We start from the raw sequence: 16801 nt of genomic DNA on the forward strand, positions 1-16801 counted from the left end.
GGGACCCTCACCCCTCGCCGCCCAGGAGGTCCTCGGCGAGCTTGCGCCCGTCGTGGAAGCGCTCGTAGAGCTGTTCGTGGTGACGGCTGCGCGCCGGCGCCTGCACCTCGTCGGCCGGGAGGTGCCAGAACATGTCCCGGGCGTGGTGCGTCTCGTACAGGCCAGGCGTCGCGTCGCGGTCGGAGAGGACGTTGACGACCGCGGTCCGCCCCGACGCGAGGGCCCGCTCGAGGGCCGCGGGCAGCTCGCCCGGGGCCGTCACGAGCTCGGCGTGGCAGCCGATGAGCTCCCACATCTTCTCGTAGGGCATGTCGCGGGTGACGTCGAAGCCGCCACGGGCGTTCGGTCCGAGCACGGCGTAGTCCTCGCCGTAGGCGTACTTCTCGAGCCCGCCGCAGAGGGCGCTGTTGTTGTACACGATGAACACGGCCGGCACGCCGTAGCGCACGGCGGTCTCGATGTCGCCGCCGCCGAGACCTGCACCACCATCGCCCAGGACGGAGACGACGGGGGTGTACCCCCGCCCCACCGATGCGCCGATGGCCATGCCGACACCGTGGCCGAAGGCTGCGGATAGGCCGGCGTCCATGACCTGCCCGGTCTGGACGGGGTCGATGTGCTGGACGACGTAGCCGGACGCGGTGAAGGAGTCCAGGACCACGGGCATGCCCTGCGGAAGGGCCGCGCACAGCTCCTCGGAGAACACCGTCGGGTGGATGCGCCGCTCCGGGTCTCGGTGCTTCTCGGTCTCGGCGTCACGTTGCTCGCGCCACGCCGCCGTCCGCGCCCCGACCTCCGTCGACCACGGCGTGGACCCGCGGGCGGGGAGGTCCTGCGCGAGCGCGTTGAGCTGGCCGAGCACCGAGCGCACGTCGCCCGTGATCTCGACGTCGGTCGGCAGGTTCACGCCGACGTCGCTGGGGTGTCGGCTCACCTGGATGAACCGGGCGTCGGACTTCCAGTCGCCGAAGCCCTCGAAGTAGTTCAGGTGCAGCCCCAGCAGCATGACCGCGTCGGCGTCGGCGAGCACGCCCTTGCGCACGGCCGACGGCACCGCGAGCGGGTGGCTCTCGGGAATCGCGCCGCGGGCGTGGCGTCGCAGGTTGGTGGGCACGGCGAACCGCTCGACGAACCTCTGCAGCTCCTCCGCGGCCCCATCCCAGTGCACGCCGTCACCGCCGATGACCACCGGCCGCTCGGCCTCGCTCAAGATGCGGAACGCCTTCGCGACGCCCTCCGCGTCCCCGGCCGAGCGCGGGGGGCGACCCACGGGTGCGCCGCGGTCGACGTAGCCGAGCTGGTCCGTGGCGGCGATGGGTTCGAAGTTGAAGGTGTCGACGGGGAACTCGATCGCGACCGGCCCGTAGGGGTAGGTCATGGCCTCTCGGAACGCCTGCTTGATGAACAGGTCCGCCTGTTCGGGCATCGTGACGCGGCGGAAGGACTTGGTGACCGAGGCGAGGACGGACTGCGCGTCGGCCTCCTGGGCGGTGTCACGGCCCTCCTCGCGGAGCTTGTGCCCACCGAGCAGGAGGACGACGGGGCTGTGAGCCCCGTACGCCATGTGCATGGCGGTCACGGTGTTCGTCATGCCGGGACCGGCGGTGGCGAAGGCCACGCCGGGGCGTCCGGTGACGCGTGCGTAGCCGTCGGCGGCGTGGACAGCGGCCTGTTCGTGGCGGACCTGGAAGATCTCGATGCCGGTGCGGTACGCGAAGTCCTGGATCGGGTTGATATGTCCACCGAGAAGGCCGAACATCGCGGTCACGTCCTCGCGCCGGAGTGCCTGCGCGGCGAGCTCGGCCGGCCAGTACCTCTTCATCGTGCAGTCCCTTCGTCAGCCGCCCCGCACCTCGCAGGGCGGTGAACACGGCGCTCGCTTTGTTCAGGTTTTTTGAACACTCGCGAGCGAATGTTGAATCGGTCGCCACCGCGTGGCGCCTCCTACTCGGCACCATACACAGGGGATCCTCTAAGGGAAAGTGATTGACATCACCACGACGCGCGGGGCACTCTGTAGCGACGCCGAACGATCGTTCCGTTTGTTCGAGACTGCCTGAAGTGTCTGAGGAAGGAAGTGGGTCGTGCTCCTGACGCTGTCGGACCACCTCGACCAGTCGGCCACCAAGAACCCCGAGGGCCAGGCGTGGGTCCACGGTGCCCGCGCGGTCACCTACCTGGAGCTCGTCGATCGGGCTGCCGCCGTCGCACGGGCCCTGCTCATGTCAGGGCTCGACAAGGGCGACCGGTGCGCATTCCTGCTGCGCAACCGGGGCGAGGTCGTCGACCTGTGGTTCGGCGTGGCCCGGGTTGGCGTCGTCGCGGTGCCGGTGAACTTCCGGTCGGTCGAGCGCGAGCTCTCACACGTGCTGCACGACGCGGAGCCGCGCCTGCTGCTCGTCGAGCCCGCCCTCCTGCCGGTCGCCGCCGCCGCGCGCGAGCGCGACCCCGAGCTGGACGTGCGCTTCGTGGTCCTCGGCACGCCGGAGGAGACGCCCGAGTGGGCCGACACCTACGACGACTGGCTCGCGGCCGGGTCCGGGTCGCCGATCGACGCGCGCACGGTCGACCCGGAGTCCCCGTTCTTCATCGGCTACACCTCGGGCACCACGGGGCGACCGAAGGGTGCCGTCGTGCCGCACCGCAGCCTGGTGCGCAACAGCCTGTCGCTCATGCTCGAGTACCGGGCCCCGAGCGAGCGCAACGACCGCTTCCTGACCCTGATGCCGATGTTCCACTCCAACAGCACGTGGTTCGGCGTCACGTGTGCAATGGCCGGCGCTACGAACGTCATCAGCCCGGACCTCAGCTTCGACGCGAGCCGAGTCCTGGCGCTCCTCGAGAGCGAGCGCATCACCCACACGTCCGTCGTGCCGACGATGCTCAAGCTGCTCGTCGACCTCGGCCCCGACGCCGTCGCCGGACGCGACCTGTCGCACCTGCGTCACTTCCTCTGCGGCAGCGCTCCCATCTCGGTGAACCTGAAGCGATCGGTAGAGGAGCTGCTCGGCTGCGAGGTCGGTGAGGGATACGGGGCCACCGAGACCGGTATCGTCTCCTCGCTCCGCACCGAGGACCCCCCGGAGAAGAAGGCGTCCGTCGGACGTCCCGTCGTCGGGGCAGAGGTCGAGATCCGCGGCCCGCTCGGTCGGGTGCTGCCCGCCGGCCAGGTCGGCGAGGTGTGGATCCGCGGCGAGACGATCTTGCTCTCGGAGTACTGGCGCAACCCGGCGGCCACGGCCTCGACGTTGGAGAAGTCCGGCTGGTGCTCGGTCGGCGACATGGGCCGCGTGGACGAGGACGGCTACCTGTTCCTGGCCGACCGAAAGAACGACCTCATCATCTCCGGTGGCGAGAACGTGTACCCCTCCGAGGTCGAAGGGGTCCTGCTCACGCACGACGCGGTGGCCGAGTCCGCCGTCGTCGGCCACCCTGACGAGCGCTGGGGGGAGATCGTCCGGGCGGTCGTCTCGCTGCGGCCCGGTCGCGAGACGACCGTCGAGGAGATCCAGGCGCACTGCCGCCGCGAGCTCGCCGCCTACAAGATCCCGAGGGTCGTCGAGTTCGTCGACGAGCTTCCCAAGAATCCGACGGGCAAGATCTTGCGCCGCGTCGTACGTGACCAGTCCCCAGCAGTTCCCCCCCAACAGTAAGGAAGACCCGTGAAACGACGCATCTTCGTCCTCGTCATCGCCTCGGCCCTCACGCTCGCCGCCTGCGGAGGGGGTGCGCAGGACGGTGACAGCGTGGAGCTGTCGCTCGGCTCCGCTGCTGCGCCCACCAACGCCATGACCCCGTCCGCCGAGCAGTTCAAGAAGGACGTCGAGGAGGGCACGGCCGGTCGCGTCAAGGTCGTCCTGCAGCTCAACGGCGTCGTCGGTGACGAGGCGACGATGTCGGAGGCCGTGCAGCGCGGCACGCTCGAGGCGGGGATCATCTCCGACTTCGGCCTCAGTGCCGTCGAGCCCAAGATCTCCGTCGCCGGCCTGCCCTACCTCTTCCGGGACATGGACGAGGTGAAGGAGCACTACTACGGCGGCTTCATCGGGGAGTACAACACGGAGCAGCTCGCGAAGAAGGACATCAAGGTGCTCGCCTGGGGCGACAACAGCTTCCGCGCGCTCAGCAACAGCAAGCGCCCCGTCACCGGCGCTGACGACATCAAGGGCCTGAACCTCCGGGTCACCCCCGTCCCGGTGCTGGTCGACTTCTTCGAGGCGCTGGGTGCCAAGGTCACGCCACTGCCCATCACCGAGGTGCTCACCGCTCTGCAGCAGGGCCTGGTCGACGGTCAGGAGAACGGGATCAACCTGACGGCGAGCTTCGGCTTCGGGGACGTGCAGAAGCACATGACCGTCACCAACCACTCCTACAGCGCGGTGGGCTACGTCATCAACGCCAAGATCTGGGACTCCATCTCCTCGGAGGACCAGGCCGTCGTGCAGAAGGCCGCCGAGGACGCCGCCGCGTTCGAGATCGAGCAGAACATCAAGGACGTCGAGACGAACCGGGCCAAGCTCGAGGACGCCGGAGTCACGTTCGACGAGCTCGACGCCGCCTCCGTGGCGACGCTCCGCGCGGAGGCGCAGAAGGTCTGGGCCGAGTACGAGGACGAGTTCGACGCCGAGATCCTGGACCAGATCGACGCATCGCTCGGCTCCGAGTGACCTCGTGAGCTTCTTCGCCAGCACCCCGCGCACGGGCGGCCCGCGCCGAGTCCTCTGGGGACTCAGCGCGGGCCTGGCCCGGGCCGAGCTGGCCCTGGCCACGCTCGGTCTCATGGCCGTGGTCCTGACCATCCTGCTGCAGGCCGCCGCCCGCATCGGGCTCGACCTCGGACTGTCCTGGCCGGGCGAGGCCAGCCGCTACCTCTACATCTGGTGCTCGTTCCTCGGCGCCGCGGCCTCGGTCCACTACAAGGAGGAGATCCGGGTGGACGTGCTCACACCGATGGCGGAGCGTTGGGCCGGGCCCGCGCGGGCCGAGTCGGTCGTGCTGGCTGCGCAGCGGCTGGGTGCGTTCGTCGGCGCATGCTTCCTGACCTACCTGGCCGTGCTCGGCTGGGAGCAGATCGGCTTCCAGCGTGACGTGGACACCCGCTCGGTCGTCATGGGGATCCCGCTGTGGTGGGTCTCCGCGTCGGTGCTCGTCACCTCCATCACAGGCGCGTTCCACTACGTGGCTGTCTCGCTCAACGAGCCGCTCGCCGACGAGCTGCTGACGAAGAACCTCCCGGCGGAGATGTCGTGATGGATCCCATCGTCGGCATCGTCGCCTTCATCCTCATCTTGTTCGTCGCGCTCGCGCTGAAGGTGCCGATCGGCATCGGCATCGGCGGGGCCGCGATCACGGTCCTGCTGCTCGCCGGCGCGGACGTCCGCGACGCGCCCCAGGTCGCGGTCAGCGCCCTCGACTCCTTCCCGTTCCTCGCGATCCCGGGCTTCGTGCTTGCCGGCACCCTCATGGCACGCGGCGGGGTGTCCGCGGCGATCGTGGGATTCGCCCGCTCGATCGTCGGGCACGTCCGCGGCAGCATGGGAGCCATCGCCGTCATCGCGTCCGGCCTTTTCGGCACCGTCACGGGATCCTCGATCGCCACGATCGCGGCGGTAGGCGGATTCATGGTCCCCGAGATGGACAAGGCCGGGTACGAACGCCGCTACACGGCGGCGCTCATCGGGTCCGCAGGTTTCATCGGCATCCTCATCCCTCCGAGTGTGCCGGGCATCCTCTACGCCGTCACCGCCGGTCTCTCGATCGCCGACGTGTGGCTCGCGACGGTCGGGCCGGCCATCGCACTGATCGTCGTGTTCATCATCATCAACTACCTGTACAGCCGAGGAACGCAGGACAAGTCGGTCCGTCCCCCGACGGGGGAGTACCTGAAGGGGATCGGCCGGTCGGGCTGGCACGTCCTTCCGGCGATGCTCATGCCGGTGCTGATCTTCGGTGGCATCTACGGCGGCCTATTCACGCCGACCGAGGCCGCCGGCGTCACGGCGCTGTACGGCCTGATCGTCTCGGTCTTCGTCTACCGAGGCATCAAGGTGAACGGGCTCTGGGGCGTCTTCCGCAGTGCCGCGCTCGTCAGCGCGATCCTGTCGGTGCTGATCGCGTTCGCGAGCATCGCCGGCCGAATGATCACGACGCTGCAGGTCCCGCAGGCGCTGAGCGACCTGGTCGTCTCCAACATCGAGAGCCCGCTCGTCTTCCTGCTCCTCACGAACATCCTGCTCCTGCTCGTCGGGATGTTCCTCGAGACGAACACGAGCATCCTCGTGCTCACGCCGATCTTCGCCACCATCGCCGCGGCCGTCGGTGTGGACCCGCTGCACTTCGCCGCCATCATGCTGCTCAACCTGGAGATCGGGATGATCACCCCACCCTTCGCCGGCAACCTCTTCCTGTCCTGTCGCCTCGCCGGGGTACGCCTCGACCAAGTCATCAGGCCACTCCTGCCCTTCTACGGAGCCGCGCTCGGCGTGCTGGCCGTCACGACCCTGTGGCCGGACTTCAGCACGTGGATCCCGAGGACCCTCGGATGAGCGGCGACCTCGTGCGGCCCGCGCGGCTGGGACGCGTCCTGGCGTCGTCGACGGACGACGACGCCTGGCTCGACCTCGAGGCTCGCCTCGTGGCGGGGGGAAAGTCCAACCTGACGTTCGAGCTGACCTCGGCGTCAGGGGCGTTGATCCTGCGCCGTCCGCCGACAGGGGCCCTGCTCCCGAGCGCGCACGACATGACGCGCGAGGTGCGGGTGCAGCGCGCCCTTCACGGCTCCGCCGTGCCCGTGCCGCGGATCGTGCACCTCGAGGAGGGCGCCGAGCTGCTGGGCGTGCCCTTCTACGTAATGGAGAAGGTCGAGGGTCACATCGTGCGGGACGAGCTGCCCGCCGGCTTCGCGTCGACGGTCGACGAGAAGCAGGCGCTCGCGGACGGACTCGTCGACACGCTGGCTGCGTTGCACGCGGTCGATGTCGCCACCGTCGGGCTGGCGGACTTCGGGCGACCCGACGGTTTCCTGGAGCGGCAGGTTCGTCGCTGGCGCGACCAGTCGGCCCGGTCGAGCAGCGACCGGCCGTCACCTGAGCTGGAGGCCCTGGGCGCCGCCCTGGTGCGACGCGTGCCGGTCAGTCCACCGCCGGCCCTCCTGCACGGCGACTTCCGCCTCGACAACTGCGTGCTGGTCCCTGAGGCTCCCGGCCGGGTGGCGGCCGTGCTCGACTGGGAGATGTCGACCGTCGGCGACCCTCTGACCGATCTGGGGATGCTGCTGTTCTTCTGGTTCGGGCCCGACGACCGGACGTCGTCGCTCGTGCCGTCGCTGACGCAGGCCCCCGGTTTCCCCGACCGCGAGTACCTGGCACGCCGCTACGCAGCGGCCACAGGGATCGATCCGGAGGTGCTCGGCTACTACGAGGCGTTCGCCAACTTCAAGTTCGCCGTCATCGCGCAGGGCATCGCGGCACGTGTGGCGGCAGGTGCCATGGCGGGACAGGAGTTCGGGGACGTCGCCGGGGAGGTGCCGGGACGAGCCGAGGACGGGCTGCTCGCCCTGGAGAGCTGGAGCGGAGCGCAGACGCCGGCGACGGCTGGAGGATGACTGTGGGCCGCTCGAACGAGGACAGGGGCGGGTTGCCTCAGAGCCGCTCGACGACCCAGTCGATGCAGGCGGTGAGGGCACTGACGTCGTCGGGCTCGACGCTCGGGAACATCCCGATGCGCAGCTGGTTGCGGCCCAGGCCACGGTAGCTGTCGACGTCGACGATGCCGTTCTCCCGCAGGATCCCCGTCAGGGTCTCCTGCGGCACCGACGCGTCGAGGTCGATCGTGCCCACCACGAACGACCGCTCGGCCGAGGCGGTGACGAAGGGCGACGCGAACGGCGAGGCCTCCGCCCAGGAGTACAGACGCGCGCTGGAGTCGCGGGTGCGGCCGGCAGCGAAGTCCATGCCGCCCTGCTCGTTCAACCACCGCACCTGCTCGTCGAGCAGGACCAGGGTGGCCACGGCGGGCGTGTTGTAGGTCTGGTCCTTGCGGGAGTTCTCGATGGCGGTCGGCAGGTCCAGGAACGACGGCACGTACCGGCCAGACGCCGCGATCCGCTGAGCCCGCTCGACCGCCGCCGGGGACATGACGGCCAGCCACAGGCCACCGTCGGAGGCGAACGACTTCTGCGGCGCGAAGTAGTAGACGTCGGTCTGCGACACGTCGACCGACAGGCCACCGGCGGCCGACGTCGCGTCGACCAGCACGAGGGCGTCGGGATCGGCGTCGGGGACCCGCTCCACGGGCACCATCACGCCCGTGGAGGTCTCGTTGTGGGCCCACGCGTACACGTCGATGCCGGCCGTCGCGCGGGGGAGCGGGTGCGTGGACGGCGCCGACTCGAGCACCTCGGGATCCTGCAGGAACGGTGCCCGTGCGACCGCGGTCGCGAACTTGCGCGAGAACTCGCCGTGCACCAGGTGCTGGCTGCGTCGCTCGACCAGTCCGTGGACGGCGGCGTCGAAGAAGGCGTGCGTGCCCCCGAGGCCGAGCACGACCTCGTAGCCGTCGGGCAGCTCGAGGAGGGTGGAGAGGCCCGAGCGGACCGATCCGACGAGGTTCTTGACCGGTGCGGCGCGGTGCGACGTGCCGAGCAGCGAGGAGCCGGTGGCGGCGAGCGCGGCCAGCGCCTCCGGGCGGACCTTGGAGGGACCGGACCCGAAGCGACCGTCGCGGGGCAGGAGCTTCGCGGGGATCTTCACCCGTCCATTGTCTCAGCCGTGCGCAGCGCCGGGGCGCGCCCCGTCGGCTTCGTCACACCGGGTGGCCGGGCTCACAGCCCCGCCCTACGATGCCCCCTATGGCATCTGACCCCGGCTCCGGCGTGGGCCCGGAGGCGACGGTCGCCGTCCCGCTGGCCGAAGGCGTCGAGCCCGACGTCCACGCCTGGGAGAAGGCCACCGCCGCCGTCCTGCGCAAGACCAAGAAGCTCGCCGACGACGCTCCGGACTCCGACGTGTGGGCGCTGCTCACCCGCTCGACGCTCGACGGCATCGGCGTCGCCCCGCTCGGCACGCCGGCCCTGTCGGCCGACGTCACGCCGACCGGGCTGCCGGGCCAGGCCCCGTTCACGCGGGGCTCTGCCGCCACCCGTGAGCTCGACGGCTGGGACGTGCGGGCCTGGTTCGCCGACCCCGACGCGGACCTGACCGCGCAGCACGTGCTCACCGACGTCGAGAACGGCGTCAACTCGCTCTGGATCGCCGTGGGTGACGGGGCCGTGCCGACCGACGCGCTGGCCCGCGTCCTCGAGCCCGTCTTCGTGGACCTGGCCCCCGTGGTGGTCGAGGACCCGACGGACCCGCTGGGTGCCGCCCAGGCCCTCGACGCCGTCATCGACGACAAGGCCGTCGACCCGGCGCCCGGCACGAGCTACGGCGCCGACCCCCTCGGGTCCCTGGCCCGCACCACCCTCGGCATCGGGGTCGACGGTGCGGTCACCGACCCGTCCGTCGCGGTCGAGGTCGCCCGGCTCGCGCAGCGGCGCGGGGCCCGCGGCATCGTCGTCGACGCCACCGCCGTGCACGACGCGGGCGCGTCCGACGTGCAGGAGCTCGCCTACTCCCTGCTCGCGGGAGCCGCCTACCTGCGACTGCTCACCGAGGCCGGTCTCGACGTCGACGCCGCGGCCGACCAGCTCGACGTGCGGCTCGCCGCGACCGACGAGCAGTTCCCGACCATCGCCAAGCTGCGCGCCGCCCGGCGGGTGTGGGCCCGCCTGCTCGAGCTGAGCGGCGTGGCCGAGAGCGGTCGCGGCCAGCGCCAGCACGTCGTCACCTCGCGGCCCATGATGGCGGCGTACGACCCCTACGTGAACATGCTCCGCACCTGCGTCGCCACCTTCGCGGCAGGCGTCGGTGGGGCCTCCAGCGTCACGGTGCTCCCGTTCGACGAGCCGCTCGGCCTGCCCGAGGTGTTCAGCCGGCGCATCGCCCGCAACACCTCGAGCCTGCTCATCAGCGAGTCGCACGTGGCCCGCGTCGTCGACCCCGCCGGTGGTGCGCACGCCGTCGAGAAGCTCACCGACGACGTCGCGCGCGCGGCTTGGGACCTGTTCGGCGAGCTGGACGCCGTGGTCGCCGACGCCGACGACCGGGAGACGGGCTTCGCCGCCGCCCTCGACGCACTCCGGACGCGTGTCGAGGCGACCGTCTCCGACCGCGCCCTCCAGGTGGCTCGACGGCAGCGTCCCATCACGGGCGTCTCGGAGTTCCCGAACCTGCACGAGGAGCAGCCCGAGCGTCGCCCGTACGGCCGCACCCTCCCGGTGCACCGCTATGCGCACGAGTTCGAGGCCATGCGCGACGACCGCGCCACCGCGCCGGTCTTCCTCGCGACGATGGGGCGGGTGGCCCAGCACACCGCGCGCGCCACGTTCGCGGCCAACCTGTTCGCCGCCGGTGGCATCGAGACCGTCACGGCCGGCCCCACCGACGGGGTCGACGCCGTCGTGGAGGCGTACCGCCAGGCCGACGTCCCCGCCGTCGTGTGCCTGACCGGACCCGACCCGCTCTACGCCGAGTGGGGTGCCGAGCTGGTCGCCGCCCTGCGCGAGGCCGGCGCCCGCCACGTGGTCGTGGCCGGCAAGCCCGACGCCGTCTCCGCCGACGTCGACGACTCCTGCGCGGCCGGGCTCGACGCCCTGGCCTTCCTGCGCCGCACCCGAGAGGAGCTGGCCTCGTGACGATCCCCGCCTCGTTCGCCGGACAGCCGCTGGACCCCGAGCAGCCACCCGCCCCCGACGCGGACGCCTACGCGGCCACCGTGGAGGGCGCCGAGCCGTGGGACGCACCCGAGGGCATCGCGGTCAAGAACCTCTACACCGCCGACGACCTCGCCGACGTCGACGCCCTCGACACCTACCCGGGCCTGGCGCCCTTCCTGCGCGGGCCGTACCCGGCCATGTACTCCACGCAGCCCTGGACCATCCGCCAGTACGCCGGGTTCTCGACGGCGCAGGAGTCCAACGCGTTCTACCGCCGCAACCTCGCGGCCGGCCAGAAGGGCCTGTCGGTCGCGTTCGACCTCGCCACCCACCGCGGGTACGACTCCGACCACCCGCGCGTGAAGGGCGACGTCGGCATGGCCGGTGTGGCCATCGACTCCATCTACGACGCGCGTGAGCTGTTCGACGGCATCCCGCTCGACGAGATGAGCGTGTCGATGACCATGAACGGCGCGGTGCTGCCGGTGCTCGCGCTCTACATCGTCGCGGCCGAGGAGCAGGGGGTGAAGCCGGAGCAGCTCTCGGGGACGATCCAGAACGACATCCTCAAGGAGTTCATGGTCCGCAACACCTACATCTACCCGCCGGCGCCGTCGATGCGGATCATCTCCGACATCTTCGCCTACACGGCGCAGCGGATGCCGCGGTTCAACTCCATCTCGATCTCCGGGTACCACATCCAGGAGGCCGGGGCCACGAACGACCTCGAGCTGGCGTACACGCTGGCTGACGGCGTGGAGTACATCCGCGCCGGTCTCGACGTCGGGCTCGACATCGACGCCTTCGCGCCGCGGCTCAGCTTCTTCTGGGCCATCGGCATGAACTTCTACATGGAGATCGCGAAGATGCGCGCGGCCCGGGCCCTGTGGGCGCGGCTCGTGAGCGACTTCGACCCGAAGAACGCCAAGAGCCTGAGCCTGCGCACCCACAGCCAGACGTCGGGCTGGAGCCTCACCGCGCAGGACGTGTTCAACAACGTGCAGCGCACCTGCATCGAGGCCATGGCGGCCACGCAGGGCCACACCCAGAGCCTGCACACCAACGCGCTCGACGAGGCCATCGCGCTGCCGACCGACTTCAGCGCCCGCATCGCCCGCAACACCCAGCTGCTGCTGCAGCAGGAGTCCGGCACCACCGGCATCATCGACCCGTGGGGCGGCTCCTACTACGTGGAGAAGCTGACCCACGACCTCGCGAACCGTGCCTGGGCCCACATCCAGGAGGTCGAGAAGGCCGGCGGCATGTCGAAGGCCATCGAGGCGGGCATCCCGAAGATGCGCATCGAGGAGGCCGCGGCCCGCACGCAGGCCCGGATCGACTCCGGCCAGCAGGCCGTCATCGGCGTGAACACCTACCGGCTCGCCGACGAGGACCCGCTCGACGTGCTCAAGGTCGACAACGCGTCGGTCTACTCCCAGCAGGTCGCCAAGCTGGAGCGGCTGCGCGCCGAGCGCGACCCCCAGGAGGTGGAGCGCACGCTCGCGGCGCTCACCGCAAGCGCCGAGCGAGGGTCGTCCAGCGACGGCTCGCTCGACGGCAACCTGCTGGCCCTGGCGGTCGACGCCGCCCGCGCCAAGGCCACCGTCGGCGAGATCTCCGACGCGCTCGAGAAGGTCTACGGCCGGCACCAGGCCGTCATCCGTACGATCTCCGGTGTGTACCGGACCGAGGCGGGCCAGGGCGGCAACGTCCAGAAGGTCATCGACGCCACGGAGGCGTTCGAGAAGGCCGAGGGCCGACGCCCGCGCATCCTCGTGGCCAAGATGGGCCAGGACGGCCACGACCGCGGCCAGAAGGTCATCGTCACGGCGTTCGCCGACATGGGCTTCGACGTCGACGTGGGACCGCTGTTCTCCACGCCCGAGGAGGTCGCGCAGCAGGCCGTCGACGCCGACGTGCACATCGTCGGCGTGTCGAGCCTGGCTGCCGGCCACCTGACGCTGCTGCCCGAGCTCAAGAAGGCGCTGGCCGACCTGGGCGGCGAGGACATCATGATCGTCATGGGTGGCGTCATCCCGCCCGACGACGTCCCGACGCTCGAGGAGATGGGCGCCGCCGAGGTGTTCCTGCCCGGCACGGTCATCGCCGACTCCGCGCTCAGCCTGCTCGAGCGGCTCCGCACCGGCCCGCAGCACTAGGCCGTGGCCGTCGACGTCGAGAAGCTCGCCGCGGACGTCCTCGACGGACGTCGCGCGGGGGTCTCGCGGGCCATCACGCTCGTCGAGTCCAGCCGCGCCGACCACCGGGCGGCGTCGCGGGAGCTGCTCGCCGCGCTCACCCCGAACGCCGGGGGAGCGGTGCGGGTCGGCATCTCCGGCGTGCCCGGCGTCGGCAAGAGCACGTTCATCGAGGCGCTCGGCACCCACCTCGTCGAGCAGGGCAAGCGTGTGGGCGTGCTCGCGGTCGACCCGTCGAGCGTGCGCACCGGCGGCTCGGTGCTGGGCGACAAGACGCGCATGGCCCAGCTGGCGGTCAGCCCCCAGGCCTACATCCGACCCTCGCCGAGCGCCGGCACCCTCGGTGGCGTCGCGCGGGCCACGTCGCAGGCCATGACCGTGCTCGAGGCCGCCGGCTACGACGTCGTGCTCGTCGAGACCGTGGGCGTCGGCCAGTCCGAGATCACGGTGGCCGGCATGGTCGACACCTTCCTCTTCCTCACCATCGCGCGCACCGGCGACCAGCTGCAGGGCATCAAGAAGGGGATCCTGGAGATCGCCGACGTGATCGCCGTCAACAAGGCCGACGGTGAGCGTGCCCAGGAGGCCGAGGTGACCGCCAAGGACCTCGCCGGGGCGCTGCGTCTGGTCTACGCCGGCACGCAGGGCTGGGTGCCGCCCGTCGTCACCTGCTCGGCGCTGGAGCACCGCGGCATCGACACGGTGTGGAACCGGCTCGTGCGGCACCGTGAGTTCCTGGGCCAGAAGGGGCTGCGCGAGAAGCGCGCCCAGCAGCAGCTGGAGTTCACCTGGGCGCTCGTGCGCGACGAGCTGGACCAGCGGCTGCGCACCGACGAGGACGTCGCCCGCGTGCGCGACGAGGTGCGCGAGGCCGTGCTGTCGGGCGAGCTCGCCGCGGCCAGCGCCGCCGACCTCATCCTCGAGGCCTACGACCGCTGAGCCGTGGTCGTCGACGCTCGCTAAGGTGGCCGCCATGAGGTTGCGTCCGGTGATCCCCGTCACGTCCAAGGTCGTCCCCGCCGTCCTGGCCGGGTTCCTGCTCGCCGGGTGCGGCGGCTCCATCAGTCCCGGTGCGGCGGCGGTCGTCGACGGCACCACCATCTCGATGGACCAGGCCGACCGCGCGGCCGTGGTCTTCTGCCAGGTCTCGCTGTTCTCCAGCGCCCAGGCCGGTGGGAGCACGGTCGACAACGCCGACGTCCGACGCCAGGCGGTGGCCGAGCTGGTCAGCGGCGTGGTCGCCGACGAGGTCGCGAAGCGCGAGGGCATCACGATCTCGCCCAGCGACTACGAGTTCACCCGCGCCCAGCGCGACCAGGTGGCCCAGGCCCTGCCCGACGTCGACCTCGACGAGGCCGTCCGGGTGCTCGAGGCCGGCCAGCGCACGTACGCGATCGCCGAGCAGCTGGGCGTCGCCGAGACCGGCGAGCAGGTGACGCCGCAGAACGAGGGCGACGTCCAGCAGGCCGGCCGGGCCGTGCTCGCCGACGCCGTGGAGGCCGCCGACGTGCACATCGACCCGCGCTTCGGCCTCGGTGACGACGGCCGGCAGGTCGCCGCCACCGGCTCGCTCTCGGTCTCCTCCGACGTCCTCAACGAGGACGCCCCGCCGATCGCGCCGGCCACCCAGCGCTGTTCGTGAGGGGCTGCTCGTGAGGGTCTGCTCGTGAGCGCCGCCCGACCCGGCGAGCGCCTGCTCGACCTGGTCGACGTCATGGCCCGGCTGCGCGCCGAGTGCGCCTGGACGCGGGGCCAGACCCACGACTCCCTCGGCCGCTACCTGCTGGAGGAGACGTACGAGACCCTCGAGGCGCTCGACGCGGGTGACTCCGACCTGCTGCGCGAGGAGCTCGGCGACCTGCTGATGCAGGTGGTGTTCCACGCCGCCGTCGCCGCCGACACGGGGGAGGGGTGGGACGTCGACGACGTGGCCGCGGGCATCACCGACAAGCTCGTGCGCCGCAACCCGCACGTCTTCGCCGACGGCGACGCCCGCACCCCCGAGGAGATAGACGCCGCCTGGCAGGCGGTCAAGGCCCAGGAGAAGCGAGCGTCTGGCCGGACGGGCGACTCGCCCCTGGAGGGCATCGCTCGCGACCTGCCCGCCCTGGCCACCGCTCGCAAGGTGCTCGACCGCGTGCCCGACCTCGACACCTCCGGCGACGACGTCGGCTCGCGCCTGCTGCAGCTGGTCGCCGAGGCCCGCGCCCAGGGCGTCGACGCCGAGGAGGCCCTGCGCCGCGCCGTCCGCTCCCGCCTCGGCTGAGGACGCACGATGCTGCGTTGGTGCGTGGTCGATCGATCGATGCTGCGTTCGCCACCGGATCACGTCACGGACGCAGCATCGTTCGACGTTCCGCTCGCGAAGGCAGAATCCTGCGTGGCCCCGCGCCTGGCGCGAGACGTGTTCGGGCCGCACTAGGCTGGGGGCAGACCGCAGCACCACCTGAACCCCTCACCAGCAGGAGCAGCATGGCCAGCATCGAAGCCGTCGGAGCGCGCGAGATCCTCGACTCGCGCGGCAACCCCACCGTCGAGGTCGAGATCGCCCTCGACGACGGGACCATCGGTCGTGCGGCCGTGCCGTCCGGCGCCTCCACCGGCCAGTTCGAGGCCGTGGAGCTGCGCGACGGTGGCGACCGCTACCTCGGCAAGGGCGTCCGCAAGGCCGTCGAGGCCGTGAACACCACGATCGCCGCGGAGATCGTCGGCTTCGACGCCGACGACCAGCGCACGGTCGACGCCGCGATGATCGCGCTCGACGGCACCCCGAACAAGGCCGAGCTGGGCGCCAACGCCATCCTCGGCGTCTCGCTCGCCCTCGCGAAGGCTGCCGCCGAGTCGGCCGGCCTGCCGCTGTTCCGCTACGTCGGCGGCCCCAACGCCCACGTGCTCCCCGTGCCGATGATGAACATCCTCAACGGTGGCGCCCACGCCGACTCCAACGTCGACGTGCAGGAGTTCATGATCGCGCCCATCGGCGCGCCCACCTTCGCCGAGGCGCTGCGCCAGGGCACCGAGGTCTACCACGCGCTCAAGTCCGTCCTCAAGAAGGACGGCCTGTCCACCGGCCTCGGCGACGAGGGCGGCTTCGCGCCCAGCCTGTCGTCCAACCGTGCCGCGCTGGACCTCATCGCCACGGCCGTCGACTCGACCGGCCTGAAGCTCGGCACCGACATCGCCCTCGCGCTCGACGTCGCCAGCTCGGAGTTCTTCGAGAAGGGCTCCTACACGTTCGAGGGTGCGAAGAAGAGCTCGGCCGAGATGGCCGACTACTACGCCGAGCTGGTCGGTGCCTACCCGATCGTCTCCATCGAGGACCCGCTCGACGAGGAGGACTGGGACGGCTGGATCGCGCTCACCGAGCGCATCGGCGACCAGGTGCAGATCGTCGGCGACGACCTGTTCGTCACCAACGTCGAGCGGCTCACCCGCGGCCTCGAGCAGGGTGCCGCCAACGCGATGCTGGTCAAGGTCAACCAGATCGGCTCGCTCACCGAGACCCTCGACGCCGTCGAGCTGGCCCACCGCCACGGCTTCAGCAACATGATGAGCCACCGCTCGGGCGAGACCGAGGACGTCACGATCGCCGACCTGGCCGTCGCCACGAACTGCGGCCAGATCAAGACCGGTGCCCCGGCCCGCTCCGACCGCGTGGCCAAGTACAACCAGCTGCTGCGCATCGAGGAGACCCTCGGCTCGGCGGCCGTGTACGCCGGCGCCTCGGCCTTCCCGCGGCTCGCGCTCTGACCCGTGGCCGGCTCCCGCGGTCCTGGACGACCGAAACCGAAGGGCGGCCCGGCGCGGCGACCCTCGGGTCGCTCGTCCGGTGCCGCGGGGTCGGCGCGCC

At 71.1% G+C, this 16801-nt stretch carries 12 protein-coding genes and 1 pseudogene; 11 read left to right on the forward strand and 2 right to left on the reverse strand.

From position 1 onward, the window contains the following. Window positions 1-7: 7 nt before the first annotated feature. The gene (locus tag NUV38_RS12335; RefSeq protein WP_257729403.1) at window positions 8-1822 is read right to left on the reverse strand and encodes a thiamine pyrophosphate-binding protein; all 1815 of its coding nucleotides are present in this window, start codon (window positions 1820-1822) and stop codon (window positions 8-10) included. 262 nt (window positions 1823-2084) lie between these two features. Here NUV38_RS12335 and NUV38_RS12340 point away from each other — a divergent pair, with 262 nt between their 5' ends. The 5 genes from NUV38_RS12340 to NUV38_RS12360 are packed head-to-tail and all read left to right on the forward strand — an operon-like array spanning window position 2085 to window position 7603. Next, window positions 2085-3653, forward strand: coding sequence for a class I adenylate-forming enzyme family protein (locus NUV38_RS12340; RefSeq protein WP_257729404.1), 1569 nt, complete (start codon window positions 2085-2087; stop codon window positions 3651-3653). A gap of 9 nt (window positions 3654-3662) precedes the next feature. Further along, window positions 3663-4667 (forward strand): TRAP transporter substrate-binding protein, encoded by a 1005-nt coding sequence (locus NUV38_RS12345; protein ID WP_257729405.1) that lies wholly within the window; start codon window positions 3663-3665, stop codon window positions 4665-4667. Between the two features lie 4 nt (window positions 4668-4671). Then, window positions 4672-5250, forward strand: coding sequence for a TRAP transporter small permease (locus NUV38_RS12350; RefSeq protein ID WP_257729406.1), 579 nt, complete (start codon window positions 4672-4674; stop codon window positions 5248-5250). Beyond that, complete coding sequence (locus tag NUV38_RS12355; protein ID WP_257729407.1) at window positions 5250-6545, forward strand: TRAP transporter large permease; 1296 nt, start codon at window positions 5250-5252, stop codon at window positions 6543-6545. The genes NUV38_RS12350 and NUV38_RS12355 overlap by 1 nt, the downstream gene beginning before the upstream one ends. Further along, on the forward strand, window positions 6542-7603 hold the full coding sequence (locus NUV38_RS12360; protein WP_257729408.1) for a phosphotransferase family protein: 1062 nt from the start codon (window positions 6542-6544) through the stop codon (window positions 7601-7603). The genes NUV38_RS12355 and NUV38_RS12360 overlap by 4 nt, the downstream gene beginning before the upstream one ends. A gap of 37 nt (window positions 7604-7640) precedes the next feature. On the opposite strand, the gene serC is transcribed toward NUV38_RS12360, so the two are convergent. Further along, window positions 7641-8750, reverse strand: a complete 1110-nt coding sequence (gene serC / locus NUV38_RS12365; RefSeq protein WP_257729409.1) for a phosphoserine transaminase — start codon at window positions 8748-8750, stop codon at window positions 7641-7643. Window positions 8751-8848: 98 nt separating this feature from the next. On the opposite strand from serC, the gene NUV38_RS12370 reads away from it, so the two are divergent. The 6 genes and pseudogenes from NUV38_RS12370 (at window position 8849) to eno (ending at window position 16701) form a co-directional block, all read left to right on the forward strand. After that, window positions 8849-10732, forward strand: a complete 1884-nt coding sequence (locus NUV38_RS12370) for a methylmalonyl-CoA mutase subunit beta (RefSeq protein WP_257729410.1) — start codon at window positions 8849-8851, stop codon at window positions 10730-10732. An 86-nt stretch (window positions 10733-10818) separates the two neighbouring features. Then, window positions 10819-12912 (forward strand): annotated as a pseudogene (gene scpA, locus NUV38_RS12375) (methylmalonyl-CoA mutase); the annotation flags it as partial. A 3-nt stretch (window positions 12913-12915) separates the two neighbouring features. Next, window positions 12916-13890 (forward strand): methylmalonyl Co-A mutase-associated GTPase MeaB, encoded by a 975-nt coding sequence (gene meaB, locus NUV38_RS12380; protein ID WP_257729411.1) that lies wholly within the window; start codon window positions 12916-12918, stop codon window positions 13888-13890. 34 nt (window positions 13891-13924) lie between these two features. Continuing rightward, complete coding sequence (locus NUV38_RS12385) at window positions 13925-14593, forward strand: SurA N-terminal domain-containing protein (RefSeq protein ID WP_257729412.1); 669 nt, start codon at window positions 13925-13927, stop codon at window positions 14591-14593. 24 nt (window positions 14594-14617) lie between these two features. Further along, window positions 14618-15217, forward strand: coding sequence for a MazG family protein (locus NUV38_RS12390; RefSeq protein ID WP_257729413.1), 600 nt, complete (start codon window positions 14618-14620; stop codon window positions 15215-15217). 206 nt (window positions 15218-15423) lie between these two features. Next, complete coding sequence (gene eno / locus NUV38_RS12395; RefSeq protein ID WP_257729414.1) at window positions 15424-16701, forward strand: phosphopyruvate hydratase; 1278 nt, start codon at window positions 15424-15426, stop codon at window positions 16699-16701. The last annotated feature ends 100 nt before the right edge of the window (window positions 16702-16801 follow it).

It is taken from the genome of Aeromicrobium sp. 50.2.37, assembly GCF_024655735.1.
Classification (GTDB): domain Bacteria; phylum Actinomycetota; class Actinomycetes; order Propionibacteriales; family Nocardioidaceae; genus Aeromicrobium.